The sequence below is a fragment of the Streptosporangium roseum DSM 43021 genome (assembly GCF_000024865.1).
Lineage (GTDB): Bacteria > Actinomycetota > Actinomycetes > Streptosporangiales > Streptosporangiaceae > Streptosporangium > Streptosporangium roseum.
In genome coordinates, this window is record NC_013595.1 from 6,521,794 (window position 1) to 6,546,695 (window position 24,902).

Here is a 24,902-nt window from a genome sequence, read left to right on the forward strand (position 1 = left end):
GATGACCTGGCATCTTTCGTCGTGGTACCTGCTGCTCGTGCTGCTCGTCGGAGCCGAACGCCTCGCCGAGCTGGTCGTCGCGCGCCGCAACGCGCGGTGGAGCGCGGCCCGTGGCGGGGTCGTGTCCGGGCAGGGCCACTACCCCTGGATGGTCGCCCTGCACACCGGCCTGCTGGCCGGGTGCCTGCTGGAGGCGGGCCTGGCCGGCCGGCCCTTCGTCCCGGCGCTCGGCTGGCCCATGCTCGTCCTGGTGGTCGCCGCGCAGGGGCTGCGCTGGTGGTGCATCGCCGCGCTGGGTCACCGCTGGAACACCCAGGTGATCGTGGTGCCCGGTCTGCCGCCGGTGACGCGCGGCCCCTACCGGCTGCACTGGCTGCGCCACCCCAACTACGTGGCGGTGGCGGTGGAGGGCGCGGCGCTGCCGCTGGTGCACGGCGCGTGGATCACCGCGGTGACCTTCACCGTGCTCAACGCCGCGCTGATGGTGGTACGGATCCGGTGCGAGGAGACCGCCCTGGCCTCGCTCGCCACGGCGCCGCCGCCCGGACGGGTGGCCACGTGATCGACGTCCTGGTCGCCGGCGGCGGACCGGCGGGCCTGGCCACCGCCATCCACGCGGCACTGGCCGGGATGGAGGCGGTGGTCGTCGAGCCCCGGCCCACGCCGGTGGACAAGGCGTGCGGCGAGGGGCTGATGCCCAGCGGGGCCGCCGCGCTGCGGTCGCTGGGCGTGCCGGTGGAGGGCCGCCCGCTGCGGGGGATCCGCTACCTGGACGGGCGCCGCCGGGTGGACGCCGCGTTCCGCGACGGCCGGGGGCTGGGCGTGCGGCGCACCACGCTGCACGCCGCGCTGGCACGGCGGGCGGCCGAGCTGGGGGTGGAGGTCGTCCCCGGCAAGGTGGAGGGGGTACGGCAGGGCGGCGACGGGGTCGAGGCGGCGGGGCTGCGGGCCCGCTGGCTGGTGGCCGCGGACGGTCTGCACTCCCCGTTGCGCGCCCTGCTCGGGCTGGAGCTGCCCGACCGCCGCCCGCGCCGGTACGGCCTGCGGCGGCACTACCGGGTGCCGCCCTGGACGGACTTCGTCGAGGTCCACTGGGCCGCGGAGGGCGAGGCGTACGTGACCCCGGTGGGTGACGACCTGGTCGGCGTGGCCGTGCTGAGCTCCCGGCGCCGGGGATACCGGGAGCACCTGGCGGACTTCCCCGACCTCCTGGCCCGGCTGGAGGGACCGGCCGCGACCCCGGTGCGCGGTGCCGGACCGCTGCGCCAGCGGGTGCGCGCCCGGGTCGCCGGGCGGGTGCTGCTGGTCGGCGACGCGGCCGGATACACCGACGCGCTCACCGGCGAGGGGGTGTCGCTGGCCCTGCTGTCCGCGCAGGCCCTGGTGGGCTGCCTGCGGGCCGGAGCTCCGCAGGCGTACGAGGGTGCCTGGCTGCGGCTGTCGCGGCGCCACCGGCTGCTCACCGGGGCTCTTCTGGAGACTCGCCGGCACCGGGCATCCGCGCGGCTGATCGTCCCCGCGGCCCAGCGGCTGCCGGCCCTGTTCGGCGCGGCGGTGCACGCGCTGGCCTGAGCGTGGCAACGCGCACCGGCCCGGACGCGGCGGTGCGGACGCGGCGGTGCGGACAGGGCAGTGCGGACAGGGCAGTGCGGACAGGGCGGTGCGGACAGGGCAGTGCGGACGCGGCGGTGCGGACAGGGCCTGAGCGCGGCCGGCGATCGGGGGGTTACCGCCGGGAGGCCTCGTGGACGCGGCTGTGCCTGAGGGCGTAGTGCCCCGTCCCCGCGAACCGCGCCCGCCACTCGCCTCCCTGGCGGCCCGTCACGGTCTGGAGGAAATGGCCCTGCAGGTCGGTCGTGGCCTCGGCCGTCTCCGTCCACTCCTCCTGCCCCGTCGCCCGGTGCAGGATCTCGACGGTCTGGCCGGGGAAGGGCGCGTAGTCCAGGTAGCCCTGCGGATCGACCCGGTTGAGCACGCCTCTGACCTCCACCCCCGCCGCCTTCCTGGCCGCCTGGACGGCGCTGAACTTGGCCTCGCGTTTCAGCCAGAACCCGGCGTACTCGGTGACCGTGCCGCCATCCGCCCCCCTGGCGGTCACCGCGACGGTCCAGCGCCCGGCGGGATACCAGCGGCTGAGCCTCTTCTCCGGCTGGAACCGCCAGGTCTCCCACTCCCCGGCGGCACGCGCGGCCGGCCCGGTCGCGTGCCGGCGGGCGCGGCCGGAGGCGGCGGGCACCCGGCTGGCCGGCCCCGGAGGGGTGAGGTACGTCAGGGCGGGCGACACGGGGATCTGGGCCGTCCCGGCGTCCGGCTCGGAGACCGGGACGGACACCGTCTGGGGAACGGCCCCGGGGAGAGAGCCCGTCCCGGACACCGCCTGAGTGACAACGCCGGGGAGAGAGCCCGTCCCGGACACCGCCTGGGTAACAACCCCGGGAAGAGAGCCCGTCCCGGACACCGCCTGAGTGACAACCCCAGGAAGAGAGCCCGTCCCGGACACCGTCTGGATAACAGCACCGGGAAGAGAGCCCGTCCCGGATTCGGGTGGTGCGCCCGGTTCGACCTGGACCGTCATTCCCCGCGGGCCCGAGACCCCGCGGGCGACCACCTCGATCACCAGGCGCACTGTGCCGGCCGGTCCGACCACGGGGGCTTCGGGGTCCAGGGTTATGGAGCGGATCGCCAGGTCCCTGACGGCGGCGGGCGGCTCGGCCCGTGCCGGCAGGGCGGCGGCCCCCGCCGGCAGAGTGGCGGCCCCCGCCGCCAGGGCGGGAAGAAGGACTCTCATGGTCATGGGAAGGAGGCTAGGAAGCGCCCGGTAATGACCGAGGAGACGACACACGTCTGATTGGGCAAAACGCCACCGGCGGGGCACCCGCGCCCCGGGGTGGGGCCGGGCGCCCTCCGGGGCCGTGAGGTCTAGCTGCTCTCGTACATTCCATCGATGATCTCGGCGTACTTGGCGTGGATGACGCGGCGCTTGAGCTTCAGGCTCGGCGTGAGCTCCTCGGTCTCGGCCGTCCACTCCACCGGCAGCAGACGCCAGCGCTTGACCTGCTGGACGCGGGCGAGCTTGTCGTTGGCCGTGGCGACCGCGGCCTCGACGACCTTGAGGACGTCGGGGTGCTCGGCGAGGTCGGCCAGGGTGGTGAACTCGATGCCGCGGCCCTGCGCCCAGCCGGGGGCGACCTCGCCGTCGAGGGTCAGGACCGCCACCGGGTACGGCCTGCCGTCGCCGTAGGCCAGGGCCTGTCCGACGAGGGGGTGCTCCTTGAGGTAGTTCTCGATGTTGGCCGGTGAGATGTTCTCGCCGCCGGAGGTGATGATGAGCTCCTTCTTGCGGTCGACGATGCGGACGAAGCCGTCCTCGTCGATGGAGCCCACGTCGCCGGTGTGCAGCCAGCCGTCCTCGTCCAGCAGCTCGGCGGTCGCCTCGGGCCGGTTCAGGTAGCCGCGGGCGTTGGCGGGGCTGCGGGTGACGATCTCCCCGTCCTCGGCTATGCGGACCTCGACGCCCGGGCCCGCCTGGCCGACCGTGCCGAGCTTGAAGCGGTCGGGGGCGTTGGCGGTGAACGCGCCCGTCGTCTCGGTCATGCCGTACACGTCGATCACGCGCATGCCGAGGCCGGCGAAGAAGCGCTGGACCTCCAGCGGCATCGGGGCGGCGGCGCTGGCCAGCCAGGCCGCGTTGTCGAGGCCGATCATCGAGCGGATGATCGACAGCAGCGCGGCGTCGGCCTTCTCGTAGGCGGCCTGGACCTCGGGCGAGGGGGTCCGCCCGTACTGGCTGGCCTCGACGTGGGCGAGACCGGCGGCCATGGCGTTGCGCACGTTCTCCTGCTGCTCCTCCGGCTGGGTGGCCAGCAGCGCCTGCAGGCGGGCCATCATCTTCTCCCAGACGCGCGGGACACCGAAGAACAGCACCGGCTTGACCTGGCCGAGGGTGGCGCCGAGCTGGGCGAGGTCGGTGCAGAAGTGGGTGTGGGAGATCTTGAACAGCGGCAGGTAGAGGCTGAGCACCCGCTCGGCGATGTGGGCGTAGGTGAGGTAGGAGATCTGGGTGCCCCTGTCGGGCAGCGCGACCATCCGGCTGGTCGCCGCCACCTCGAAGAACACGTTGGCGTGGGTCAGCGGCACGCCCTTGGGGTTGCCGGTGGTGCCCGAGGTGTACAGGACCGTCAGGGTGTCGTCGGCGGTCACGGCCCGCCAGCGGTCCTCGATCGAGGCGGGGTCCTCGGCGAGCCGCGCGCGGCCCAGGGCCAGGAACTCCTCCCAGCCGAGGAAGCGGTCGCCGGACGGGGCGCCCTCCAGCATGACGACCTTGGAGATCCCGGGAAGCCCGTCCAGCACCGGCTCCCACCTGGCCAGGTCGGCGGGCCCGCCCAGCACGACGATCCTCGCGCCGACGTCGCCGGCGACGAAGGCCACCTGGTCCGGGGTGAAGGTGGCGTATACCGAGCACGGCACGCCGCCCGCGTGCACGGCGCCCAGGTCGGCCAGGACGTGCTCGCTGCGGTTGACCATCATCAGCGCGACCGCCTCGCCCGGCCGCAGCCCGAGGGCGACGAAGCCGGCGGCGATCTCCAGGATCCGCTGCCGGGCCTCGGCGTAGGTGAGGGTGGCCCAGCCCCCCTCGACCGGGTCGGAGTAGGCCGGAGCGTCGGGATTGCGCTCCGCCGTCTCCCTCAACTGCTCGCAAACGGTACGGCCCGCGATCTCCCGCTCGATCGCCGCACGCTCTTCAAGGACACCGGCCATGACGCCTCCTGAAAGTGCTCACTTGCATGAGTGGCATGCATCGCACCACACGGCGGTGCCCCGGACAAGCCCCTGCACCTGAGAAGAAGCGCCACAATGCACAACCTCCCTCACCCCCTGCCGGGAGCTGTACGTAGAGTTAGAACCCGATCACATGATGATGCCGGGGGGCCACATGACATCGGGGACGGGTGCTCGCGAGAAGACTTTCTTCGGACATCCGCGGGGCCTGGCCACGCTGTTCGGCACCGAGATGTGGGAGCGCTTCAGCTGGTACGGCCTCCGGGCCATCCTGGCCACCTTCATGGCGGCCTCCCCGGTCGTGGGCGGCCTCGGCCTGACGCAGCAGACCGCCCAGGCGATCGTCGGCATCTACGGCGCGCTCATCTATCTGGTGGCCCTGCCCGGCGGCTGGGTCGCCGACCGCGTGCTCGGCGCCCGCAGGGCGGTGCTGTGGGGCGGCTTCGTCATCATGTGCGGCCACATCAGCATGGCCATCCCGGTCAGGACGGGCGTCTTCGTCGCCCTGGGCCTGCTGCTCATCATCATCGGGACCGGGCTGCTGAAGCCCAACATCTCCGCCATGGTCGGCAAGCTCTATCCGGAGGACGACGACGCGCGCAGGGACGCGGGCTTCTCCATCTTCTACCTCGGCATCAACCTCGGCGCCTTCATCGCCCCCATCGTCGTCGGCTGGCTCGCCGCCGACAACCGCTGGCATCTGGGCTTCGGCGCGGCGGCGGTCGGCATGGCCCTGGGCCTGCTCCAGTACGTGCTGGGCCGCCGCCACCTCAAAGGCGCGGGCGAGGAGCCCGGCCACCGGCTGACCCCGCGCGAGCACCGGCACTTCGTGCTGTCGGCCCTCGCCGCCGCCGTCGTGATCGCCGGCGCCCTGGCCGCCTGGGTGGCCTCGGGCACGTTCGACCTCGACACCTTCGCGCTCGTGGTGACGGTGATCATCGTCATCGTCCCGGTGGTCTACTTCGCCTACGTCCTGTTCGGCAGCCACAACCTGACCGACGACGAGCGCTCGCGGATGAAGGCCTACATCTGGCTGTTCATCGCCGCCGCCGTCTTCTGGATGATCTACGACCTGGCCCCGACGGTGCTGCTGTTCTTCGCCCAGGACAGGACCGACCTGTCGCTGTTCGGCATCCGGATCACGGCAGCGACCACGCAGTCGTTCAACCCGCTGTTCATCATGATCTTCGTGCCGGTCTTCGCCTCGCTCTGGGTCAGGCTGGGCAACCGGGTGACCGCTCCGCAGAAGTTCGCCTTCGCGCTGTTCATGATCGCTCTGAGCTTCGTGGTCATGGCCCTGGCCGCCCGGCTGGCCGAGAGCGGGAGGATCTCGGTGTGGTGGCTGGTGCTGGTCTACCTCATCCAGGTCTTCGGCGAGCTGTCGCTGAGCCCGGTCGGCCTGTCGGTCACCACCAAGCTCGCCCCCCAGGCGTTCAAGGGCCAGATGCTCGGGGTGTGGTTCATCGCCGTCTCGGTGGGCGACGCCGTGGGCGGGCAGACGGGCCGCCTGAAGAACTACATGTCGGATCCCGCGTACTTCCTGACACTCGCGGCGATCGCCGTCGTGGCGGGCCTGGCGCTGCTCGCGTCCGTCGGCAGGCTCCGGGCCATGATGCGCGAGCACCACGAGAGTGCGGCGGGGACGGGGCCCGCGTCGCCCTGACGGAAATCACATAGAGCCGGTCATGGGATGATTCATCAGTGAACCAGGTGCTCGACCTTGTCGGAATCTTCGTCTTCGCCCTCTCCGGTGCCCTCGTCGGCGTCCGCAAACGGCTGGACGTGGTGGGCATGGCCGTACTCGCCGAGATGACGGCCCTGGGCGGCGGCATCCTGCGCGACCTGATCCTCAACGTACGGCCCGCCGCCTTCTCCAGCACCGGCTACGTGCTCGTGCCGATCGCCGCCACGGTGATCGTGTTCTTCTGGCACCCGCACGTGCAGCGGGTGATGCCGGCGGTGGACGTGCTCGACGCGGCGGGCCTCGGCCTGTTCTGCGCGGTCGGCACCGAGAAGGCGATGAACTTCGGCCTCAGCCCACTGCACGGGGCGCTGCTCGGGGTCACCACGGCGGTCGGCGGCGGCATCCTGCGCGACATCCTCGCCGGCCAGATCCCGAACCTGCTCTACGACCGCCAGCTCTACGCGGTGCCCGCCATGCTCGGCTCGGCGGTCATGGCCGCGCTCTACACCGTCGACCTGCACGGCTGGCCGGCCACGCTGGCCGCCGCCGTGCTCGCCTTCGGACTGCGGATCGCGGCCATGCGGCTGCGGCTGCGCGCGCCGCTGGCCAGAGGCGTCACCTCGGAGTAGGCCTCACAGCGCGGGGGTGAGCGGCTCGGCGGGACGGACGCCGTACGGCCCCCTGACCCTGGCCTCGGCGATGCGCTCCACCGCCTCGGCGAGGACCTGCGGCGGCTGGGTGAAGGGCAGGCGGAGCCGGCCCTCCAGCGTGCCGTCCACGCCGAACCAGGGGCCGGGCGCGAGCCGTACCCCGTGGCAGCTCGCCGCGTCGGCGAGCGCGGTGGCCGACGGGGTCGCCAGCCGCACCCAGAGCGCGCCTCCACCCTTGGGCACGGTGAAGTCCCAGTCGGGCATCCGCTCCCGCACCGCCGCCACCAGGGCGTCCCTGGAGGCGCGGAGGGTGCGGCGGCGCTCGGCCCTGGTCTCCTCGATGCCCTCGAACAGCCTCGCCACGACGAGCTGCTCGAACAGCGGGCTGGCGATGTCCACTCCCGCGCGGAGCACCGCCAGGCGGCGGACCATGGCGGCGGTGGTGCGGATCCAGCCGATGCGCAGCCCGCCCCACCACAGCTTGGACGCCGACCCGATGCTGATCACCCGCCCGTCGGTGTCGAACGCGGCCAGCGGAGCCGCCGCGGGCACCTCGTCGATCGCCAGCTCGCTCCAGGTCTCGTCCACGATCAGCGTGGTGCCGTACTGCCTGGCCGCACCGGCCAGGGCGGCCCGCGTGGCGTCGTCCATCAGGTGCCCGGTCGGGTTCTGGAAGTCGGGGATCAGGTAGGCGAGGCGGGCGGCCGACTGGCGCATCGCGCAGGTGAGCAGGTCCAGGTGCCAGCCGTCGTCGGGGACGCCGACCGGGACGATCCGGGCACCGCGCATCCTCGCCACGTCCATCGCGTGCGGATAGGTGGGCGACTCCAGCAGGATCGCGTCGCCCGCCGGGAGCAGCATCGAGGCCAGCAGGTGGAGCGCCTGCTGGGCCCCCGTGGTGACCAGGATCTGCTCGGGCCGGGTGGCCAGCCCCCTCGCGGTGTAGTGGGCCGCGATCGCCTGGCGCAGCGGCGCGATCCCGAGCGGGTCGTAGCCGATGCCGAGCGCGTGGCGCTGGTAGTGTTCGGCCGCGTAGGCGACCGCCGGGGCGAGCGTCGAGGGCGCGAGCGGAGCGGCGGCGTGCAGCGGCAGCAGCCCGTCGTCGTTGGAGGCGATCCACGGGTTCTCCGCGCCCATCGAGCCCGGGTCGGGCAGCGCGGTCCAGCTCCCCGCCCCCTGCCTGCTCTCCAGGTATCCCTGCTCGCGGAGCCGGTCGTAGGCGGCGGTCACGGTGGTACGGCTGACGCCCAGGGCCTCGGCGAGGTGCCGCTCGGCCGGGACGCGCATCCGCACGGACAGCCGGCCGTCGAGGATCAGCAGCCGCACGGCCCCGGCCAGCGCGCTGTAGTACGGCCTGGTGTCGGGGTCGATCGCCACGAGGCGGGCGAGCTGGGGCCCGCTCAGATACCGGTCCATACCGACCACTATAAGGCCACTTTCCATGATTGGCCCTTTTGATTCAGGCCGATGGCCTGGATGATTAAGGCCATTATGAGCGAAATTTCTCTCCCCACTCTTGGCTCCCTTCCCAGCCGCCTCACGCGTCTCTACGCGGGCCTGGCGCTCTACGGGGTCGGGATCGGCCTGCAGATCGAGTCGCACCTCGGCGGCAGCCCCTGGGACGTGTTCCACCAGGGCCTGTCCATCCACATGGGCCTGTCGATCGGCACCTGGATCATCCTGGTGGGAGCCCTGGTCATGCTGCTGTGGATCCCGCTCAGGCAGAAGCCCGGGATCGGCACCGTCAGCAACGTCGTCCTGCTCGGCGTGTTCGCCGACGCCGTCATGTGGCTGGCCCCGACCCCGGACCCGCTGGCCGCGCGCTGGGCCTACCTGCTGCTCGGCGTCGTCGCCACCGGCGCGGCGACCGGCCTCTACATCGGCGCGGGCCTCGGCCCGGGTCCGCGCGACGGGCTGATGACCGGCCTCAACCGCCTCGGCCTGTCCATCCGTACGGCCCGCACGATCATCGAGGTCACGGTGCTGGCCATCGGCTGGCTGCTCGGCGGGACCGTGGGGATCGGCACCGTGGTGTTCGCCCTGGCGATCGGGCCCCTGACCCAGTTCTTCATGCCCCGGATGCGCCCCAAGGGCTGATCGGCGGCCGCCGGAGGCATTAGCGTCAAGGACATGCGGATCGAAGATTACGCTCTCATTGGAGACATGCAGTCAGCCGCCCTGGTCGGGCGGAACGGTGCCATCGACTGGCTCTGCCTGCCCAGGTTCGACTCGCCGGCGTGCTTCGCGGCGCTGCTCGGCGACAAGCAGAACGGGCAGTGGTGGCTCGGCCCGGCCGACGCCGGGCGGCCCGCCGCCACCCGGCGGCACTACAAGGGCGAGTCCCTGGTGCTGGAGAGCGAGTGGGACACCCCTGACGGCACGGTCCGCGTGACCGACTTCATGCCCGCGCGGCAGGCCAACCCCGACCTGGTCAGGATCGTGGAGTGCGTGTCCGGCACGGTGGAGATGGCCACCGAGATCCGCATCCGCTTCGACTACGGCCGGATCGTGCCCTGGGTGCGCCGCACCGACGGCCTGCTGCAGGCCGTCGGCGGGCCCGACTCGGCATGGCTGCACTCCCCCGTCCCCCTGCAGGGCGGCGACTACGCGCACAAGGCGAGGTTCCGGGTCTCCGCCGGCGAGCGCCTGGCGTTCGTGTTCACCTGGCACCCCTCGCACGAGTCCAGGCCGGTCGAGATCGACCCCTTCGAGCAGCTGAGCGAGACCGAGGCACTGTGGGCCGAATGGGTGGAGCAGTGCACCTACCAGGGCCCGTGGCGCGAGGCCGTGATCCGCTCCCTCATCACCCTCAAGGCGCTCACCTACGAGCCCACCGGGGGCATCGTCGCCGCCCCCACCACCTCCCTGCCCGAGGACCTCGGCGGGGTCCGCAACTGGGACTACCGCTTCTGCTGGCTGCGCGACGCCACCATGACGCTGGAGGCCCTCATCGGCGGCGGATACCTGGGCGAGGCCCGCGCCTGGAGGGCGTGGCTGCTGCGGGCCATCGCGGGCCGGGCTCAGGACCTGCAGATCATGTACAGCGTGTCGGGTGAGCGCCGGCTGACGGAGCTGGAGCTCGACTGGCTGCCCGGCTACGAGGACTCCCGGCCGGTCCGGATCGGCAACGGCGCGGTCGACCAGCTCCAGCTGGACGTCTACGGGGAGGTGATGAACGCCCTGTACCTGTCGCGCGTGTCGGGCATGGAGCCGGACGAGCGGGCCTGGACCATCCAGCGCGAGCTCGTCGAATACGTGGCCCAGCACTGGGACGAGCCCGACGAGGGGCTGTGGGAGGTCCGCGGCCCGCGCCGCCACTTCACCCACTCCAAGGTGATGTGCTGGGTGGCCCTGGACCGGGCCGTCAAGCAGGCGGAGACCTTCGGCCGCACCGGCCCGGTGGAGCGCTGGAAGGAGGTGCGCGACCGGATCCACGCCGAGATCTGCGACAAGGGCTTCGACGAGGCACGCGGGACCTTCACCCAGTCGTACGGCTCGCACGAGCTGGACGCCTCCCTGCTGCTGATCCCGATCGTCGGCTTCCTGCCACCGGAGGACCCCCGCGTGGTCGGCACCGTGGAGGCGGTCCAGCGTGAGCTGATGATCGACGGCTTCGTGCTGCGCTACCCCGTGGCCTCCGACAACGACGTGGACGGCCTGCCCGGCGGCGAGGGGGCGTTCCTGGCGTGCAGCTTCTGGCTGGCCGACGCGCTGGCGATGATCGGCCGCAAGGACGAGGCGGTGGAGCTGTTCGAGCGGCTGCTGTCCCTGCGCAACGACGTCGGCCTCCTCGCCGAGGAGTACGACCCCCGCTACGGCCGCATGGTCGGCAACTTCCCGCAGGCCTTCAGCCACGTTCCGCTGATCCACACCGCCCGCGCGCTGAGCTGAGGCGGCGGCGCGGGCCTCCGGGCGGACGTCCGGCGAGAATTCTCCGGTCCCGGTGCAACAATCCGTCGCGGCCACGACTCTCCGCTGACGAACACCATTCGAAAGGATCGGAAAATGAGCGATTTCGACGTGACCTCCACGGACCTGATCGACTACGACGGTGACGGCAGCGCCGACGCCCAGCTGATCGACATCGACGGGGACGGCATCGCCGACGAGGAGCGCTACGACGTCGACGGCGACGGTGTCACCGACATCGTCTACCTCGACATCGACGGCGACGGCTACGTCGACGAGGCCCGGGTCGACGTCAACGGCGACGGGGTCTCCGACTACACCCAGACCCAGGGGCCCTTCCCGACCGCCTGATCACACGATCCGGCACGCGCCCGTGTGATCTCACCAGGGGGGAACCCGGACTCGGGTTCACACGGGCCCGCCGACGAGGAAGACGATCGATGACAGACCGACGCGGGCTCCTGCCCCTGCTGCTCCTGGCCTGCCTGACGGTGACCGGCTGCGGCCCGGTGGCGGGTTCCGGCGGGGGGACGGCGGCCACCGCGCCGCCGGCGCCCGTGCGGGCCGGCGGATCGGCCGGAGACGGCGTCCCGCCCCCGCAGGCCAGGAGTCACCGGACCGGAACGGCCGGGACGGGAACGGCGGGCGGGTCATTCCCGCTGCCGCTGCCACTGCCGCTGCTTCTCGCGCTGGCGTCGGGATCCGTCGTCGCGGTCGCCGCCGGGGTCCACCTCCGGCGGCGGAACCGGCGGCCCGCGCCCGCCCCTGCCCCGGCCACGTGGCAGGGCGGGCCCGCCCTGCCGGAGCCCCCCGGCTCCGCGATCCCGCGGGCGCCCGCCACACCGCGCACACCGCCCATCCCACCCCCGCTCCACCCGGCCCCGCAGGCCCCGCCCGCCGTACCTCCCGCACCGCACGCGGCCCCGCAGGCGCCTGCCACACCGCACCACGCATCGCAGCCTCCGCCCGCCGTACCTCCACCGCACCCGGTCCCGCAGGCGCCTGCCACACCGCACCACGCATCGCAGCCTCCGCTGCAGCAGGCCGCTCCTGCCGCGTCCGACCCGATGGCCGACGCGCTGGCGGAGGTCGCCGGGAGCGGGATCAGCCAGGCGCTCACCCAGCAGGTGGAGCGCCTGTTCGCCGAGGGCCGTCCGGGGCGTGAGGCCCTGGTGGAGGCCTGCATCGGCTGCCGGGACCAGATCGCCGAGCGGCATCCCCGGCTGGCCGGCACGCTGCTGGACGGGCTGAACCGGGCCGGGGTCCGGGAGATCGTCGCGGACGGGCAGCGCTTCGACCCGCGCGTGCACGAGGCGTTCGGCACCGAGCCGACCGAGCGGCCGGAGCTGCACGACGTCGTCGCGGAGACCGTCAAGCGGGGGTACGCCGACGGTGACCGTGTGATCCGCGTGCCGCAGGTCGCCGTCTACCGGCACGGGGCACCCGGAACCGGGACGGAGCCGTGAGGCGCTCAGCCACCGGCGAGCCCGGCCTGAAGCCGCCGCCTGGCCCGGTGGATCCAGGCCCTCACCGTGTTGAGCGGCACCTCCAGCGAGGCCGCCACCTGCTCGTAGGTGAGGCCGCCCGCCCACAGCAGCAGCGCCTCCCGGTGGGAGGCCGGCAGCGTGGCCAGCGCCCGGCGCAGGTCGGCGAGCTGGGCGACGGAGTCCTCGAAGGGGGCCGTGAGCACCGACTCCTCGGCCACTTCGGCGAAGAGCACCCCGCCGGGAGAGCGGCGCCGGACCACCGCGTGGGCGGCGTTGCGCGCGATGACGAGGACCCAGGACCGGAAGGACGCCCTGCCCTCGAAGGCGGTCAGCCCCTTCCACGCGGCGAGCTGCGTCTCCTGCAGCGCGTCGAGCGCGTCGGCGCGGTTTCCGGTCAGGTGGTAGCAGACGCCGAAGGCCTGGCGCTGCGCGGTCGACCACAGCTCGGCGAAGGCCTGCTCATCACCCGCCCGCGCTGCCGCGACGAGACGACTCTCGTCCTCGACGGTACTGCTCAGCGACCCGCTCGTCATCGGTCACACATCCTCCCGGGGTGGAAATCAGCCAATGACACCACGTCGCGCGATCACCCGGCATGAGGTAACTCGTCATGATATTGGACCGTGACAATTCGGCCCCCAGGTCTCCCGATGAGGAGTCAGACGGCCTGACTGAACTGCGTCGACTCCTCTTCGAGACGATCCCGGGACCGACCGAGGAGGAGCACCGGCACATGCTCGACCAGACGTTCTCATCGGACGGCGGCGACCTCTCCCTGCTGCCCGATCCGCCGCCCGATCCGGTCCTCCCCGTTCACGGCGAGGACCCGCTCGTCCACGGCGGGGATCCGCGCCCCGGCGGTGACGCGTGACGGCCGGCCCGGCGGAGCTGCTGCGCCGCCTGTGCGACACCACCTCGGCCAAACTGGCCGGGGCCGAGCTGCGCGAGCGGGTGGGGCAGGTACGCGCCGGCCTCGACGCGCCGCTGCGGGTCGCGGTGGCGGGCTCGGTGAGCAGCGGTAAGTCCACCCTGGTGAACGCGCTGCTCGGGCTGCCCGTCGCTCCCGTGGACGCGGGCGAGTGCACCTTCGTGGTCACCCAGTACGAGTACGGCGAGGACGACGGCCGCATCACCGTCGAGCTCCTGGACGGCGGCGTGGCCCACTCCCGGCTGCTGCCCGGCCACCGGCTCCCCGCCGACCTCGGCGTCGACGTGGCCCGCATCCGGCGCCTGCGCGTCACGCTGGACCTGCCGTCCCTGCGCGCGGTCACCATCATCGACACCCCCGGCATGAACACGGTGACGGCCGCCAACGAGCGGGCCGCCAGGAGCATGCTGTTCGGCTCCGGCGAGGAGGACGACCGCGCACAGGCGATGATCTACGTGCTGCGCTATGTCCAGAAATTCGATGACAACGCCCTTGCCGAGTTCCGCGGTCTCACCGACGCGTGCGGCATGAGCTGCGTCAACACCCTCGCCGTGCTGGGCCAGGTCGACCGGCGCGGCGACGAGGACGACCCCTGGCCGACCGCGCGGCGGCTGGCGGCCAAGGGCTACCGGGATCTGCGCACCTCCGTCTTCGACGTGGTCCCGGTGATCGGCCTGCTGGCCGAGACCGCGCGCGCGTGCCCGCTGGACGCCGAGGAGGTCGAGGCCCTGTCACGGCTGGCCGACCTCGACGAGGACGACCTGGAGGACTACCTCCTGGACCTCAACGACTTCCGCTCGGCACCCGACCTCCCCGTGCCGGCCGGGATACGGCAGCGGCTGGTGGAGCGGCTGCACCGCTACGGCATCGCCACCGCGATCGGCGCGCTACGGCGGGGCGAGGCCTCCGACCCCGCCCGGCTCGCGGCCCACCTGCTGGAACGTTCGGGATACGCCTCGGCCGGACAGGCCGCGACCGGTTCCGTGGCCGCGGGCCTGGCCCACTTCGCCCGCCGCGCCGACCAGCTCAAGGCGCTCGACGCCCTGACCCGGCTCCGCCGGATCGCCCGCTCGCCCGCGATGGGCTCCGACCGCTCGACCCTGGACGCGCTGGCGGCCCAGCTCGACGAGAACCGGCCGATCGCGACCGCCCTGGGCGGTCTGCGGATCTTCGCCGCGGCCGAGGCCCTCGACCGGGGGACGCTGGTGCTGGACGAGGAGATGACCGCCGAGCTCCTCCTCCTGGCCCGCCACGACGACCCCGCCGAGCAGCTCGGCCTGCCCGCCGGAGCCTCGCAGCAGGAGATCGCCGCCGCGGCCACGGCGGCGTCCATGCGCTGGCGCACCCTCGCCATGATGAGCGAGGGCCGCACCGGCGGGCACCGGGCCAGAGACGTGCTGACGGTCCTGGAGGACCTGGTCTCCACGGCCCTGGACGAGGGGCGCGGCCCGGCCGCCCCGGAGGGAGGCGGCCCGCTCCCCCCGATCCCCGTGGATCCCGCCGCGGTCGCGACCCTGCGCTCCTCCCCGATGCTCCCGGCCGGCGACCGGCACGCCATGGAGACCCTGCTCGCCGGCGCCGAGCTGGCGACCCAGCTCGGCGCGCCCCCCGGGACCCCGGGCGGCGAGCTCGCGGGCTACGCCGCCGCCCTGGGCGCCCGCTTCCGCGTCCTCTCCCACCGGCCGCTCTCCCTGCGGCAGCGGCGGGCGGCGGAGGCCCTCTGCGACGCCTGCGAGGACGTCTGGGCCCGGCACCACCAGGACGGTCCCTGAACAACAGTGCCACCGGCGCGTTCCCCCTTCCCCTCCTCGCCCGACAGGAAAGACGGCATACCATGACGACCCCCGACCCGAACGGCCCTGTGACCCGGCTGCTCCGCTACGCCAACGAGGTTCACTCGCTGGCCGGCCGGTGCGGCAGGGAGGACCTGGCGAAGGTGCTCGCCGCGTGCGCGGGCCGCTGGAAGGACGAGTGCACCGACATCGTGGTCGCCGGGGCACAGAAGCGCGGCAAGAGCCGCCTGCTGAACACGCTGGTGGGCCACCCCGACCTGCTCCCGGTCGACGCCGACGTCGCCACCAACTGCTTCCTGTCCCTGCGTCGCGGCCCCGCCCTGACCGCCGTCGTGCACCGCAGCACCGACGGCGGGCCGGTCCAGACCCCGATCACCGTCGAGTCGATCCCCGACTACGCCTCGATGCGCGGCGACGCCGGCAAGCGCCGTGACGTCGTCAGCGTGGACATCACCCTCGACGCTCCCCTGCTCGACGGCCTGCGGCTGCTCGACACTCCCGGGGTGGACAGCCTGACCGTGGGGCACCGGCAGGTCACCGTCGCCATGCTCCAGCGGGCCGACGCGCTGCTCTTCACGCTCAGCGCGCAGGACCAGCCGGTGCTCCGGCACGAGCTGGAGTTCCTCGCCGAGGCCGCCGAGCGGGTCCAGGCGATCGCGTTCGTGCTGACCAAGGTGGAGGACTCGGCCAACTGGCAGAGCCTGCAGGAGGAGAACAAGGCCCGGCTGAGGACCTTCGTGACCCAGGCCGTCGCGGAGAACCCGGCCAGGGCGGCGACGCTGGGCCCGCTGCTGGAGGCGCCCTGGATCCCGGTGAGCTCCAAGCTCGCCGAGGCCGCCGAGGCCAAACGGCGGGAGGGCCGCCGGGAGCGCGCGGACACGCTGCGCGCGCGTAGCGGCATGGACGTGCTGGAACGGCACCTGCGGGGCTTCGCCGAGGGCAGGGAGTCGGCCCGGGGCGCCACCGTGGTCGCCGCCGCGCTGTCGGTGCTGGGCGCGCTGACGGCCGGGGCCGAGGACGACGTCGCCGCGGGCTCGGACGACGAGGGCGACGTCACCGCCCGGCTCGCCGAGGTGGAGGCCGAGCTGACGGGGCTCGCCGAGCTGGCCGGCCGCCGCAGGGCGGGCGCGGTGGCCAACACCTTCCTCGGGCGCGAGGTGGCGGGGATCGTGGCGGCGCGGGTGGCCGAGATCCGCCAGCCGTACGAGAACGCGATCGCCACGCTGAAGACGCAGGCCCAGCTCGAGAAGTACATGGCGGAGCTGCCGGAGAGCGTCCAGCGCTCGCTGGAGGCCATCTGGTCGCAGATCGTCTACGACGTGGAGAACCTGGCGAAGGGCACCCTGAACGCCTTCGCCCGCGATCTCGGCCTCGATCCGGTGGAGCTCGCCGCCGACGGCCGGGCCATGCCCAGCCTGACGCAGGTCCAGGTCAAGGGGGATCTGGCGGCCGACGACCCGGGCCAGGTGGACCTGGTCCGGGACGTGCTGCCCGCCTCGTCGATGGGGTTGTCGTTCGGCGGCCTCGCCGCAGCCCTGCTCGGCCCGGTGGGCTTCCTCCTGGTCGCCCCGGCCATCGGGGCGGCCATCTTCATGGGACGGCGCTCCCTGGAGAAGGTCCAGCGCAGCCAGGCGGCGATCAGGGGGGCGCTCCGCGACCAGTTCGCGGTGGTCGCCCGGGAGATGACGCTCGACCTGGAGCGGATGGTGGCCACCTGGCGGGTCGGGGTCGAGCAGACGGCGGACGAGAGCCTCGTGCGGCGGCGCAAGGAGCTGGAGGGCAGGCGCGCCGAGCTGAAGACCTCCTCCACCCGGTCGGCGGCCGACCGGCGCAAGGCGCGGCAGTCCGGTGAGGACCGGATCGCCGCCATCGCCTCCCTCACCACGCGCGGACACGAGCTGCGCAAGGAGCTCGCGGCCGCGGTGGCCGCCCTCGGCGCCGCCCCGGCCGGGACACCCGGAAGCTGACCCGCCCTCCCCCGGTGGCCGCCCCTCGCCCGGGACGGGCGGCCGCCGGAGCGGCAGGTGCACCAAGGTCACGGCCGGCGACCGTCGGAGCGGCAGGTGCACCAAGGTCGGCGGGCCGGTCGCGAGTGGTCCCGGCCGGCCGTCAGAGCGGCAGGTGCACCAGGGTCGCGGGCCGGTCGCGGGTGGTCCCGGCCGCGTCCGCGGGACGATGCAGGCAGAGCAGCCCCGTGGGGACCCGGGCGACCGGCTCGAACATCCCCGGCGTGCGGTGCACCTCCCGCGCCCCTCCCGGGGTGACGTGCAGGAGCCTGCTGCGCCCCGCGTCCTGCATGGTCATCCACATCGAGTCGCCGTCGACGACCAGTCTCGGGCGCTCCCAGCGGTGGCGGGAGGTGAGATGGCCGGCCAGGGTCGCCGACTGCTTGCCCATCAGGAACTCCAGCGTGTGGGACCGCTGGTCGAAGATCCTGACCGACCAGCCCCGGGCGGGGCTCACCTGGTCGGCGCCGACCGCGTAGATCTGGTTCCCGGCGGGGAACCAGCGCAGGGCGCCGGCCGGGGGCCGCGGCATGACCAGCTTGGTCTGCCCGTCCGCGGTGTCCGCCTCAAGCCCCGCCGAGCTGGAGGTGAACCATCTGCCGTTGTGCAGGACCACCTGGTGGAGCCAGCTCCGCCCCGGCTCCCGCACCGTGGGGCGCACGGCGCCGCCGGGATCGACCAGGCACAGCACCTGCCACGGCCTGAAGTCCTGGTGCCGGTTCTGGAATATCGGCTTGTTGCTGCTGAACTGCCCGAGGACCACCGTGCAGCCCGGCGCGCCCACGGAGGGCGACGGCTCGGTGCCGCTGGGCCCCTCCTGGTCGAGCAGGCGGCGCAGCCTGTTGTCCTCGTTCACGAACCACCGGGCGTACGGGCCCAGGTCGCGGGTCGGGGGTGCCTGGAAGAAGAATCCACCGCCCAGGTCGAGCTCGATCATCGCCAGGTGCCCGGTCTCCCCCCAGGGCAGGCCCACCGTGGTGTCGACCGCGACGGTCTGCCGGGGCTGGAAGAAGACCCATGCCGTACGGCCGTGGGCGATCACGGTGGGATCGCCCCACATCTGCAGCGGATGGGTGGCGCGGATGGCCAGATCGGAGCTGAGCGTGCGGACCAGCACCTGTGCCGGGCCGACCTGCTCCACCGCCACGACGCCCTCGCGCGAGGCGGCCCACTCCACCAGCCTGCCGAAGCCGAGCTCGCGGTCGTGGCGGCCCTCGATCCCGTCGAGCCTGCGCAGGAGGTGACCGCTGTCGAAGGCCTGGTGGACGAAGACCCGGCCCGCCTCGGCGCGCGCCTCCAGCACGCCGTCCAGCACCTTCTCGATCCCCTTGACCGTGGGACCGTCGGTGGGGGCGCCCGTCCCGGCGGGGACGACCGCGTGACCTCCGGTGGGCGCGCCCGCCGGGCCACCGGCGTTCGCGGGCCCGGTGGGGCTCCCGGCACCCGCGGCCGGGCCCGTGAATACCTGGTGCCCGCCCGCCGTACCGGCCGGCACCCGATGACCTCCGGTCGGGCCGGTCCGCGGACCGGCGTGCGGGCCGGTGACGGCCTGCGCCGTCCCGGCCGCCGCGCCCGTCGCCGGACCGGTGCTCCGGGCGGGGTCGCGGTGCTCGACCTTGAGCTTCCAGGCGAGCTGCGCGGCGCCGTAGGCGACGACGATCTTCGGGTCGTCGTAGGTCCGCACCCGGTCCCCGAGGCGCTCGCGCACGACCTTCTGGACCAGCGGCATCCGGCTGGCCCCACCGGTCATGAACACCGCGCCCAGCTCCTCCTCCCGGATCCCGGAGCCCCGGATCGTCTCGTCCAGGATGTCGACCGTCCTGACGATCTCCCCTCCGATGAGGTCCTCCAGGTCGGTCCTGCTGATGTGCACGTCCTCGTTGATGCCGACCACGTAGTGGGAGGAGGTATCGAACTTCGACAGCGACTCCTTCGCCTCCCTGGCCATCTTGAGCAGGTCGGCGGCGTAGCTCACGTAGCGCCGCTCCGGGCTCGTGGTCACCTGCTGCCACCATTCGGGGTCGAGGCGCTCGATCTGGGCGCCGAGGAAGGCGAAGACCTGCTCGTCGAACCCCTCACCGCCGATCTCGTCGCTGCCGCCCGGCTCCCCCAGGACGCTGAAGTCGCCGCCGTCCACGCTGAGCACGGCGGCGTCGAACGTGCCGCCGCCGAGGTCGTAGACGGCCAGGTGCGATCCGCCCGCCGCCCTCCCGGCGGAGGCGAAGTAGCGGGCCGAGGCCACGGGCTCGTCGATGAGCACGATCCGCACGCCGCGCACGACCTTCCTGGCCGCCGCCAGGAGCACGGCCTTGCGGTCCGCGCCCCAGGCCACCGGGTGGGTCAGCGCGACGCACTCGGGGGCCGCACCGTCGAACCGCCGCCGCCCCTCGGTCACGAACAGCTCAAGCAGAGCCGCCATGGCGTCGGTCACGTCCACCGGGACCCCGCCGAGCAGCATCCGGCCGCGGCCGACGTAGCGCTTGGGGTTGCGCTCGACGCGTTCGGGGCTGATCGCGATCCCCCGCTGGGCGATCCGGCCTGCCACCAGAGTTCCGTGCTCGTCGAGCATGACGGCGGAGGGAATGCGCCGTTCCCCCTCGACCTCCAGGATGTCGAAGCGTCCTTCGGCGGCTATCACCCCGGCGGAGAAGCTCGTCCCGAGATCGACACCGAGGCACCACTGCGCCATGTCCCCTCCTCGTAGATACGGACCCGATCATCTCGCATCCACGGACCACGGCGGGAGCGCGGGCGGGCCCGCCGGGAACGGTCCAGGCGACGCGTGAGGATCGCCGAGGCGGGCGCGGAGCGGGCGACCACGTCCCTGCGGCCCGCGGTGGTCCGTCCCTGCGGCCCGCGGCGGTCCAGTGATCTTCCCGGTGCCCCGCGGGGTGCCCTCAGGTGTCGCCGGTCCCGCCGTCAGGGCGGACGGCCAGGGCGGCGAGGACGCGGGCGAACTCCGGCGGCGGGGCCACCACCAGCCGGGTCTGCCCTTCCTGGCTGACCAGGTCGGCCCGGATCAGGGTCAGGCGGCCGTCGTGCCACCAGTAGACCTGCGGGCTGAGCGCCCCGGCGCCCCGGTCGAACTCCCGCTGGGCGAACAGTCGCAGCCGCTCGATCGCGCGGACCACCCCGATGCCCTCGACCGCGTGGACGACCAGCGTGGCGGGATCGGGCAGCACGACGAGCACGCCGTCGGCGGGGACGATCAGGTAGTCGTCCAGGCAGCGCAGGTGGGCGGCGGCGCTCACGGTGGGGCCGCTCAGCCGCCGGATCGCCACCCCGCCGAGGTCGGCTTCGGCGACCGAGAGCGGCTCGTCGCCGCGGGCGTTGCCGGCGGCCAGGTCCAGCGCCTGGGCGGCGGTGATCGGCCAGCAGCCGGCCTCCTCCGGGCGGACCGGGCGTCCGGCCGCGCCGTGCCCGACGGTGAGCACCTCCACCAGGTCGGTGCTGAGGTGGCGGCCGACCACCCGGGCCGTCCCCAGGTCGTCGTCGAGCCGGATCCTGGTCCGCAGCAGCGGGCGGACCTGGTCCAGGTCACAGGCGTCGAACGGCTCGTCCACCGTCGCCAGGGCGTGGGACAGGTGCTCGGAGACGAGCATCGGCCAGTCCTCCCGCGAGCGCCGGCGCGCCTCCGTGTGCAGCCCGGTCAGCCGCACCACGATCCGGCGGGGGCCCGACAGCGTCAGCGTGCCGCCGTCGGGGGCGAAAGAGCAGGTGTATCCCAGGGAGTCGGCGACCAGCGCGAGCAGGGAGTCGAGATCCACTTCCTCGACCGGACGCGACGGCCTCTCGGCCTGCCGGTCACGATGCCGGTTGGTCTGCCGGTCACGGTGCCGCCGGAACAGCCTCACGCATGCATCCCCTCTGCCGGTTTCCTCCTAGGTCCGCACCTAGACTGCCTCCACGGGGTCGATGATTGAGCCGGTCAGAGAGCACGATTCTGCATCAATAGCACCAAGTGCCCCTAGGAGCACACTGAACTGTGGTGATCCGTGTCCCACCGGCAATCCGGCGATCACCGGCACCCCGAGCGGCGCGAGCCGCTCCTCCAGCGTCGGGTAGGGATCGCCGCAGCCCTCCCAGGAGCCCAGGACGAACCCGGCGGCGCCGTCCAGCGCCCCCGACCGCAGAAGCTGGGTGAGCATCCGGTCGATCCGGTAGGGCTGCTCGCCGACGTCCTCCAGCAGCACGATCCGCCCGCGCGCCCGCAGCCCGTACGGCGTGCCGCACAGCGCGGCCAGCAGGCTGAGGTTGCCGCCCGTGACCGGGGCGACGACATCGCCCGGCACGATCACCCGGTCTCCGGTGATCGGCGGCGCGTCACCGAACAGGGCCGCGCTGAAGTGCCCGAAGGAGCGGGGCTCCGGTCCTTCGGGGTCGCTGATCGTGGCGCAGGCGGGCATGGGCCCGAACCAGGAGGCGACGCCCAGCTCGACGGCGAACGCCCGGTGCAGCGCGGTGACGTCGCTGGAGCCGGCCAGCGTCTTGGGCCCGGCGGCGCGCAGCGCGTCCCAGTCGAGCAGGTCCAGGATCCGGGTGGCGCCGTAGCCGCCCCGGGCGCAGATCACCGCGGCCACGGCGGGATCGCACCAGGCCTCCTGCAGGTCCGCGGCCCGGTCGGCGTCGGATCCGGCCAGGTAGCGGTCGCGGTCGAGCGCGTGGGCCCCGGTGACGACCTTCAGGCCGAGGCCTTCGAGGACGCGGGCTCCGCGCGCCAGCCGTACCGGGTCGGGAGGCCCGCACGGAGCCACCAGCGCCACCACGTCGCCGGCGCGCAGCGGAGGCGGGACGATCATGCCTTCTGGCCGGGCTGCGATGGACGTGGCCGGTTCGTTCACCTCCCAAACGGTGCCACACTGGGCTCACATATGCGACCTCCGACCCACATCCTCGTGGTCAACGGGATCAAGGTCCGCCAGCCGGTGTTCGTGCTCTCCGCCCCTCACTCCGGCGCGGATCTGCTTGCCCGTGCCCTGAAGCGTTCCCCCGGCTTCCACGTCACGATGGGGCGTCCCTCGGTGGCCCACGTCGTGTACGCCTTCGCCCGGCGCCCGTCCATCGCCGGCCGGGGCATGGGCGCCACCCGCGTGCTCCGCGACGCCCTGGCCGAGGCCTGGCAGATCGTCCCGGGCGCGTGCCTCGACTGCCCGGCGGCGTGCCGGGAGGCGGGAGGCGTGACCGGGGAGGGCCCGTGCGCGGCCCCGGGCGCGGTGGCCCGGTTCGGCGACGCCAGTCCCGACCTGCTCTACAGCGCCTCGGTGCTGCTGCAGGCCTTCCCCGACGCCCGGTTCGTCCAGCTCATCAGGGACGGCCGCGACGTGGCCGCCGACATGCTGGCCGATCCGGCGGCCCTGTCGTGGTTCAAGCCGGTCATGCTGAGCGACGAGACGGAGTTCCCCAACCCGTTCCTCGGCGTCAACTCCGGAGAGCACCGCGACCGCTGGAAGGCGATGCCCACGGCCGGCAAGTGCGCGCTGCGCTGGCGCAGCGCGGTCCGGCTGTCGGCCACCCTGCGCCAGGAGCTCCCCCGCGAGCAGCTGCTGACCCTGCGCTACGAGGACCTGGTCTCCTCCCCCGCCGAGACGGTGGAGGGACTGTCGGCCTTCCTGGAGACGCGGGTCTCCAAGGTCGCCCTGTACGGCGGGAGCGCGCCGAAGGTGGGTGCCTGGCGCACCCGGCTGCGGGGCCAGGACGCCGAGCTGGTGGAGAAGGTGGCCCGCGAGGAGCTCAGCCGCCTGGGCTACCAGTGATCGGCCCGGCTCACGGCTCCGAGCTGAACTGGGTGCGGTAGAGCTCGGCGTAGACCGCGCCCCTGGCGAGCAGCTCCTCGTGACGGCCCCGCTCCACGACGCGGCCGTCCTGGACCACCAGGATCTGGTCCGCCTCGCGGATCGTGGACAGCCGGTGGGCGATCACCAGCGAGGTCCGCCCGGCCAGCGCGATCTTGAGCGCCTGCTGGACCGCGACCTCGGACTCGGAGTCCAGGTGCGCGGTGGCCTCGTCGAGCACGACCACGCGGGGCGCCTTGAGCAGCAGCCTCGCCAGGGCCAGCCGCTGCTTCTCACCGCCGGACAGCCGGTAGCCCCGGTCGCCCACCACGGTCTCGAGCCCTTCGGGCAGCCCCTCGACCAGCTCGGCGATCTGCGCGGCGCGCAGCGCCTCCCAGATCTCCTCCTCGGTGGCCCCGGGCCTGGCATAGGCGAGGTTGGCTCCGATGGTGTCGTGGAAGAGGTGGGCATCCTGCATGACCACGCCCACGGTGTCGCGCAGGGAGTCGAAGGTGGCATCGCGCACGTCCAGGCCGTTGATCCGGACCGCGCCCTCGTCGGGGTCGTAGAGCCGGGAGACCAGGCTCGTGATGGTCGTCTTGCCCGCGCCGGAGTGGCCGACCAGCGCGATCATCTCGCCCGGCCGGGCGGTGAAGGTGATCCCGCGCAGCACCTCCTGGCTGGGCCCGGTGTCGGGCCGGGCCACCGCCTCCAGGGAGGCCAGCGACACCTCCGAGGCCGCCGGATACCTGAACCGGACGTCGTCGAACTCGACGGAGGCCGTCCCGTCCGGGACGGCACGGGCGCCGGGCCGCTCGGCGACCATCGGTTCGAGATCGAGCACCTCGAAGACCCGGTCGAAGCTGACCAGCGCGGTCATCACGTCGACGTGCACGTTGGACAGGCTCGTCAGCGGGCCGTACAGGCGCATCAGGAGGGCGGCGAGGGCGACGAGGGTGCCGAGCTCGAAGACGTCGTCGACGGCCAGCAGACCGCCCCCGCCGTACACCAGGGCGGTCGCCAGCGCCGCGACCAGGCCGAGCGCGACCCGGAACACCGTCCCGTACATCCCGACCGTGACGCCGACGTCCCTCACCCGCCCGGCCCTGCGGCCGAAGGCCGCGGCCTCCTCGTCCGGCCTGCCGTACAGCTTGGCCACCATCGCGCCGGCGACGTTGAAGCGCTCGGTCATCATGGAGCTCATCTCGGCGTCGAGCTCCATCTGCTCGCGGGTGAGCCCGGACATCTTCCGGCCGACCCACTTGGCGGGGAAAATGAAGATCGGCAGCAGCACGAGGGCGACGGCCGTGATCTGCCAGGACAGCACCAGCATGGCGCCGAGCACCAGCACCAGCATGACCACGTTGGACACGACCGAGGACAGCGTGCTGGTCAGCGCCCGCTGCGCGCCGATCACGTCGGTGTTCAGCCGGGAGACCAGGGCGCCGGTCTGGGTCCGCATGAAGAACGCCACGGGCATGCGCTGCACGTGGTCGAAGACCTCGGTGCGCAGGTTGTAGATCAGGCCCTCGCCGACCCGCGCCGAGAACCAGCGCTGGGCCAGGGTGAGCCCGGCGTCGGCCACCGCCAGGACCGCGATGACCACCGCGAGGGTGACCACGACCCCGGGCCGCTTGGGCATGATGCCGTTGTCGATGATCGCCTTCATCAGCAGCGGGTTGGCGATCACGATGCCCGAGCCGATCACGACCAGCGCGAGGAAGGCCGAGATGTGCCGTGAGAACGGCCGCGCGTAGCGGGCGATGCGCCTGACCGTGCCCGGCGTCAGACGCTCCTTGGTCACGGAGCTGTCGCGCCGCAGCGAGCGCATCATCTGCGGGCCGAAGCCCCCACCCATCATCGCCATCTGGCCTCCTCTCCCGGTGCGAGCACCG

20 protein-coding genes are annotated in these 24,902 nt (G+C 73.1%); 12 read left to right on the forward strand and 8 right to left on the reverse strand.

Translation table 11 applies throughout. The features are described 5' to 3' along the window. The first annotated feature begins 1 nt into the window (after window position 1). Together SROS_RS28685 and SROS_RS28690 are read left to right on the forward strand one after the other, a co-directional pair. Window positions 2-562, forward strand: a complete 561-nt coding sequence (locus SROS_RS28685; protein ID WP_012892420.1) for an isoprenylcysteine carboxyl methyltransferase family protein — start codon at window positions 2-4, stop codon at window positions 560-562. Next, entirely contained in the window at window positions 559-1,572 is a 1,014-nt protein-coding gene (locus tag SROS_RS28690) for an NAD(P)/FAD-dependent oxidoreductase (RefSeq protein ID WP_012892421.1), read from the forward strand. The genes SROS_RS28685 and SROS_RS28690 overlap by 4 nt, the downstream gene beginning before the upstream one ends. A gap of 154 nt (window positions 1,573-1,726) precedes the next feature. On the opposite strand, the gene SROS_RS28695 is transcribed toward SROS_RS28690, so the two are convergent. Beyond that, on the reverse strand, window positions 1,727-2,332 hold the full coding sequence (locus tag SROS_RS28695) for a hypothetical protein (protein ID WP_043653151.1): 606 nt from the start codon (window positions 2,330-2,332) through the stop codon (window positions 1,727-1,729). Window positions 2,333-2,919: 587 nt separating this feature from the next. After that, window positions 2,920-4,758, reverse strand: a complete 1,839-nt coding sequence (locus tag SROS_RS28700; RefSeq protein WP_012892423.1) for an AMP-dependent synthetase/ligase — start codon at window positions 4,756-4,758, stop codon at window positions 2,920-2,922. 175 nt (window positions 4,759-4,933) lie between these two features. On the opposite strand from SROS_RS28700, the gene SROS_RS28705 reads away from it, so the two are divergent. Together SROS_RS28705 and SROS_RS28710 are read left to right on the forward strand one after the other, a co-directional pair. Continuing rightward, complete coding sequence (locus SROS_RS28705) at window positions 4,934-6,442, forward strand: peptide MFS transporter (RefSeq protein WP_043653154.1); 1,509 nt, start codon at window positions 4,934-4,936, stop codon at window positions 6,440-6,442. Window positions 6,443-6,480: 38 nt separating this feature from the next. Beyond that, window positions 6,481-7,092, forward strand: coding sequence for a trimeric intracellular cation channel family protein (locus SROS_RS28710; protein WP_012892425.1), 612 nt, complete (start codon window positions 6,481-6,483; stop codon window positions 7,090-7,092). A gap of 3 nt (window positions 7,093-7,095) precedes the next feature. Here SROS_RS28710 and yczR read toward each other — a convergent pair whose 3' ends face one another. Continuing rightward, window positions 7,096-8,529: a MocR-like transcription factor YczR gene (gene yczR / locus SROS_RS28715; protein ID WP_174435267.1), complete on the reverse strand. Its 1,434-nt coding sequence runs from the start codon at window positions 8,527-8,529 to the stop codon at window positions 7,096-7,098. A gap of 75 nt (window positions 8,530-8,604) precedes the next feature. Between yczR and yczE the strand changes: the two genes are divergently transcribed. The 4 genes from yczE (at window position 8,605) to grpE (ending at window position 12,488) form a co-directional block, all read left to right on the forward strand. Next, the gene (yczE, locus tag SROS_RS28720) at window positions 8,605-9,210 is read left to right on the forward strand and encodes a membrane protein YczE (protein ID WP_043653156.1); all 606 of its coding nucleotides are present in this window, start codon (window positions 8,605-8,607) and stop codon (window positions 9,208-9,210) included. 33 nt (window positions 9,211-9,243) lie between these two features. Further along, window positions 9,244-11,004 carry a glycoside hydrolase family 15 protein gene (locus tag SROS_RS28725; protein WP_012892428.1) on the forward strand — a complete coding sequence of 587 codons (1,761 nt, stop codon included), beginning with the start codon at window positions 9,244-9,246 and terminating at the stop codon, window positions 11,002-11,004. A gap of 114 nt (window positions 11,005-11,118) precedes the next feature. Beyond that, on the forward strand, window positions 11,119-11,373 hold the full coding sequence (locus SROS_RS28730) for a hypothetical protein (RefSeq protein ID WP_012892429.1): 255 nt from the start codon (window positions 11,119-11,121) through the stop codon (window positions 11,371-11,373). 89 nt (window positions 11,374-11,462) lie between these two features. Further along, on the forward strand, window positions 11,463-12,488 hold the full coding sequence (gene grpE, locus SROS_RS51260) for a nucleotide exchange factor GrpE (RefSeq protein WP_012892430.1): 1,026 nt from the start codon (window positions 11,463-11,465) through the stop codon (window positions 12,486-12,488). A 5-nt stretch (window positions 12,489-12,493) separates the two neighbouring features. Here grpE and SROS_RS28740 read toward each other — a convergent pair whose 3' ends face one another. Beyond that, complete coding sequence (locus SROS_RS28740; protein WP_012892431.1) at window positions 12,494-13,042, reverse strand: RNA polymerase sigma factor; 549 nt, start codon at window positions 13,040-13,042, stop codon at window positions 12,494-12,496. 200 nt (window positions 13,043-13,242) lie between these two features. Between SROS_RS28740 and SROS_RS51265 the strand changes: the two genes are divergently transcribed. The 3 genes from SROS_RS51265 to SROS_RS28750 all read left to right on the forward strand — a co-directional run bounded on the left by SROS_RS51265 (window position 13,243) and on the right by SROS_RS28750 (window position 17,197). Next, a complete protein-coding gene (locus tag SROS_RS51265) occupies window positions 13,243-13,380 on the forward strand; it encodes a hypothetical protein (RefSeq protein WP_169369397.1) in 138 nt (45 codons plus the stop codon). Continuing rightward, on the forward strand, window positions 13,377-15,209 hold the full coding sequence (locus SROS_RS28745; RefSeq protein ID WP_012892433.1) for a dynamin family protein: 1,833 nt from the start codon (window positions 13,377-13,379) through the stop codon (window positions 15,207-15,209). The genes SROS_RS51265 and SROS_RS28745 overlap by 4 nt, the downstream gene beginning before the upstream one ends. Window positions 15,210-15,271: 62 nt before the next feature. Beyond that, a complete protein-coding gene (locus SROS_RS28750) occupies window positions 15,272-17,197 on the forward strand; it encodes a dynamin family protein (RefSeq protein WP_012892434.1) in 1,926 nt (641 codons plus the stop codon). A 142-nt stretch (window positions 17,198-17,339) separates the two neighbouring features. Here the strand turns inward: SROS_RS28750 and SROS_RS46275 are convergent, their stop codons facing one another. The 3 genes from SROS_RS46275 to SROS_RS28765 form a co-directional block, all read right to left on the reverse strand. Next, entirely contained in the window at window positions 17,340-19,925 is a 2,586-nt protein-coding gene (locus SROS_RS46275) for an Hsp70 family protein (protein WP_012892435.1), read from the reverse strand. Window positions 19,926-20,133: 208 nt separating this feature from the next. Further along, window positions 20,134-21,090: a hypothetical protein gene (locus SROS_RS28760; protein ID WP_012892436.1), complete on the reverse strand. Its 957-nt coding sequence runs from the start codon at window positions 21,088-21,090 to the stop codon at window positions 20,134-20,136. Between the two features lie 39 nt (window positions 21,091-21,129). Then, window positions 21,130-22,077 carry a S66 peptidase family protein gene (locus tag SROS_RS28765; RefSeq protein WP_245564311.1) on the reverse strand — a complete coding sequence of 316 codons (948 nt, stop codon included), beginning with the start codon at window positions 22,075-22,077 and terminating at the stop codon, window positions 21,130-21,132. A 30-nt stretch (window positions 22,078-22,107) separates the two neighbouring features. Here SROS_RS28765 and SROS_RS28770 point away from each other — a divergent pair, with 30 nt between their 5' ends. Then, complete coding sequence (locus tag SROS_RS28770) at window positions 22,108-22,989, forward strand: sulfotransferase family protein (protein ID WP_012892438.1); 882 nt, start codon at window positions 22,108-22,110, stop codon at window positions 22,987-22,989. A gap of 10 nt (window positions 22,990-22,999) precedes the next feature. On the opposite strand, the gene SROS_RS28775 is transcribed toward SROS_RS28770, so the two are convergent. After that, window positions 23,000-24,874, reverse strand: coding sequence for an ABC transporter ATP-binding protein (locus SROS_RS28775; protein ID WP_012892439.1), 1,875 nt, complete (start codon window positions 24,872-24,874; stop codon window positions 23,000-23,002). Between the last annotated feature and the right edge of the window lie 28 nt (window positions 24,875-24,902).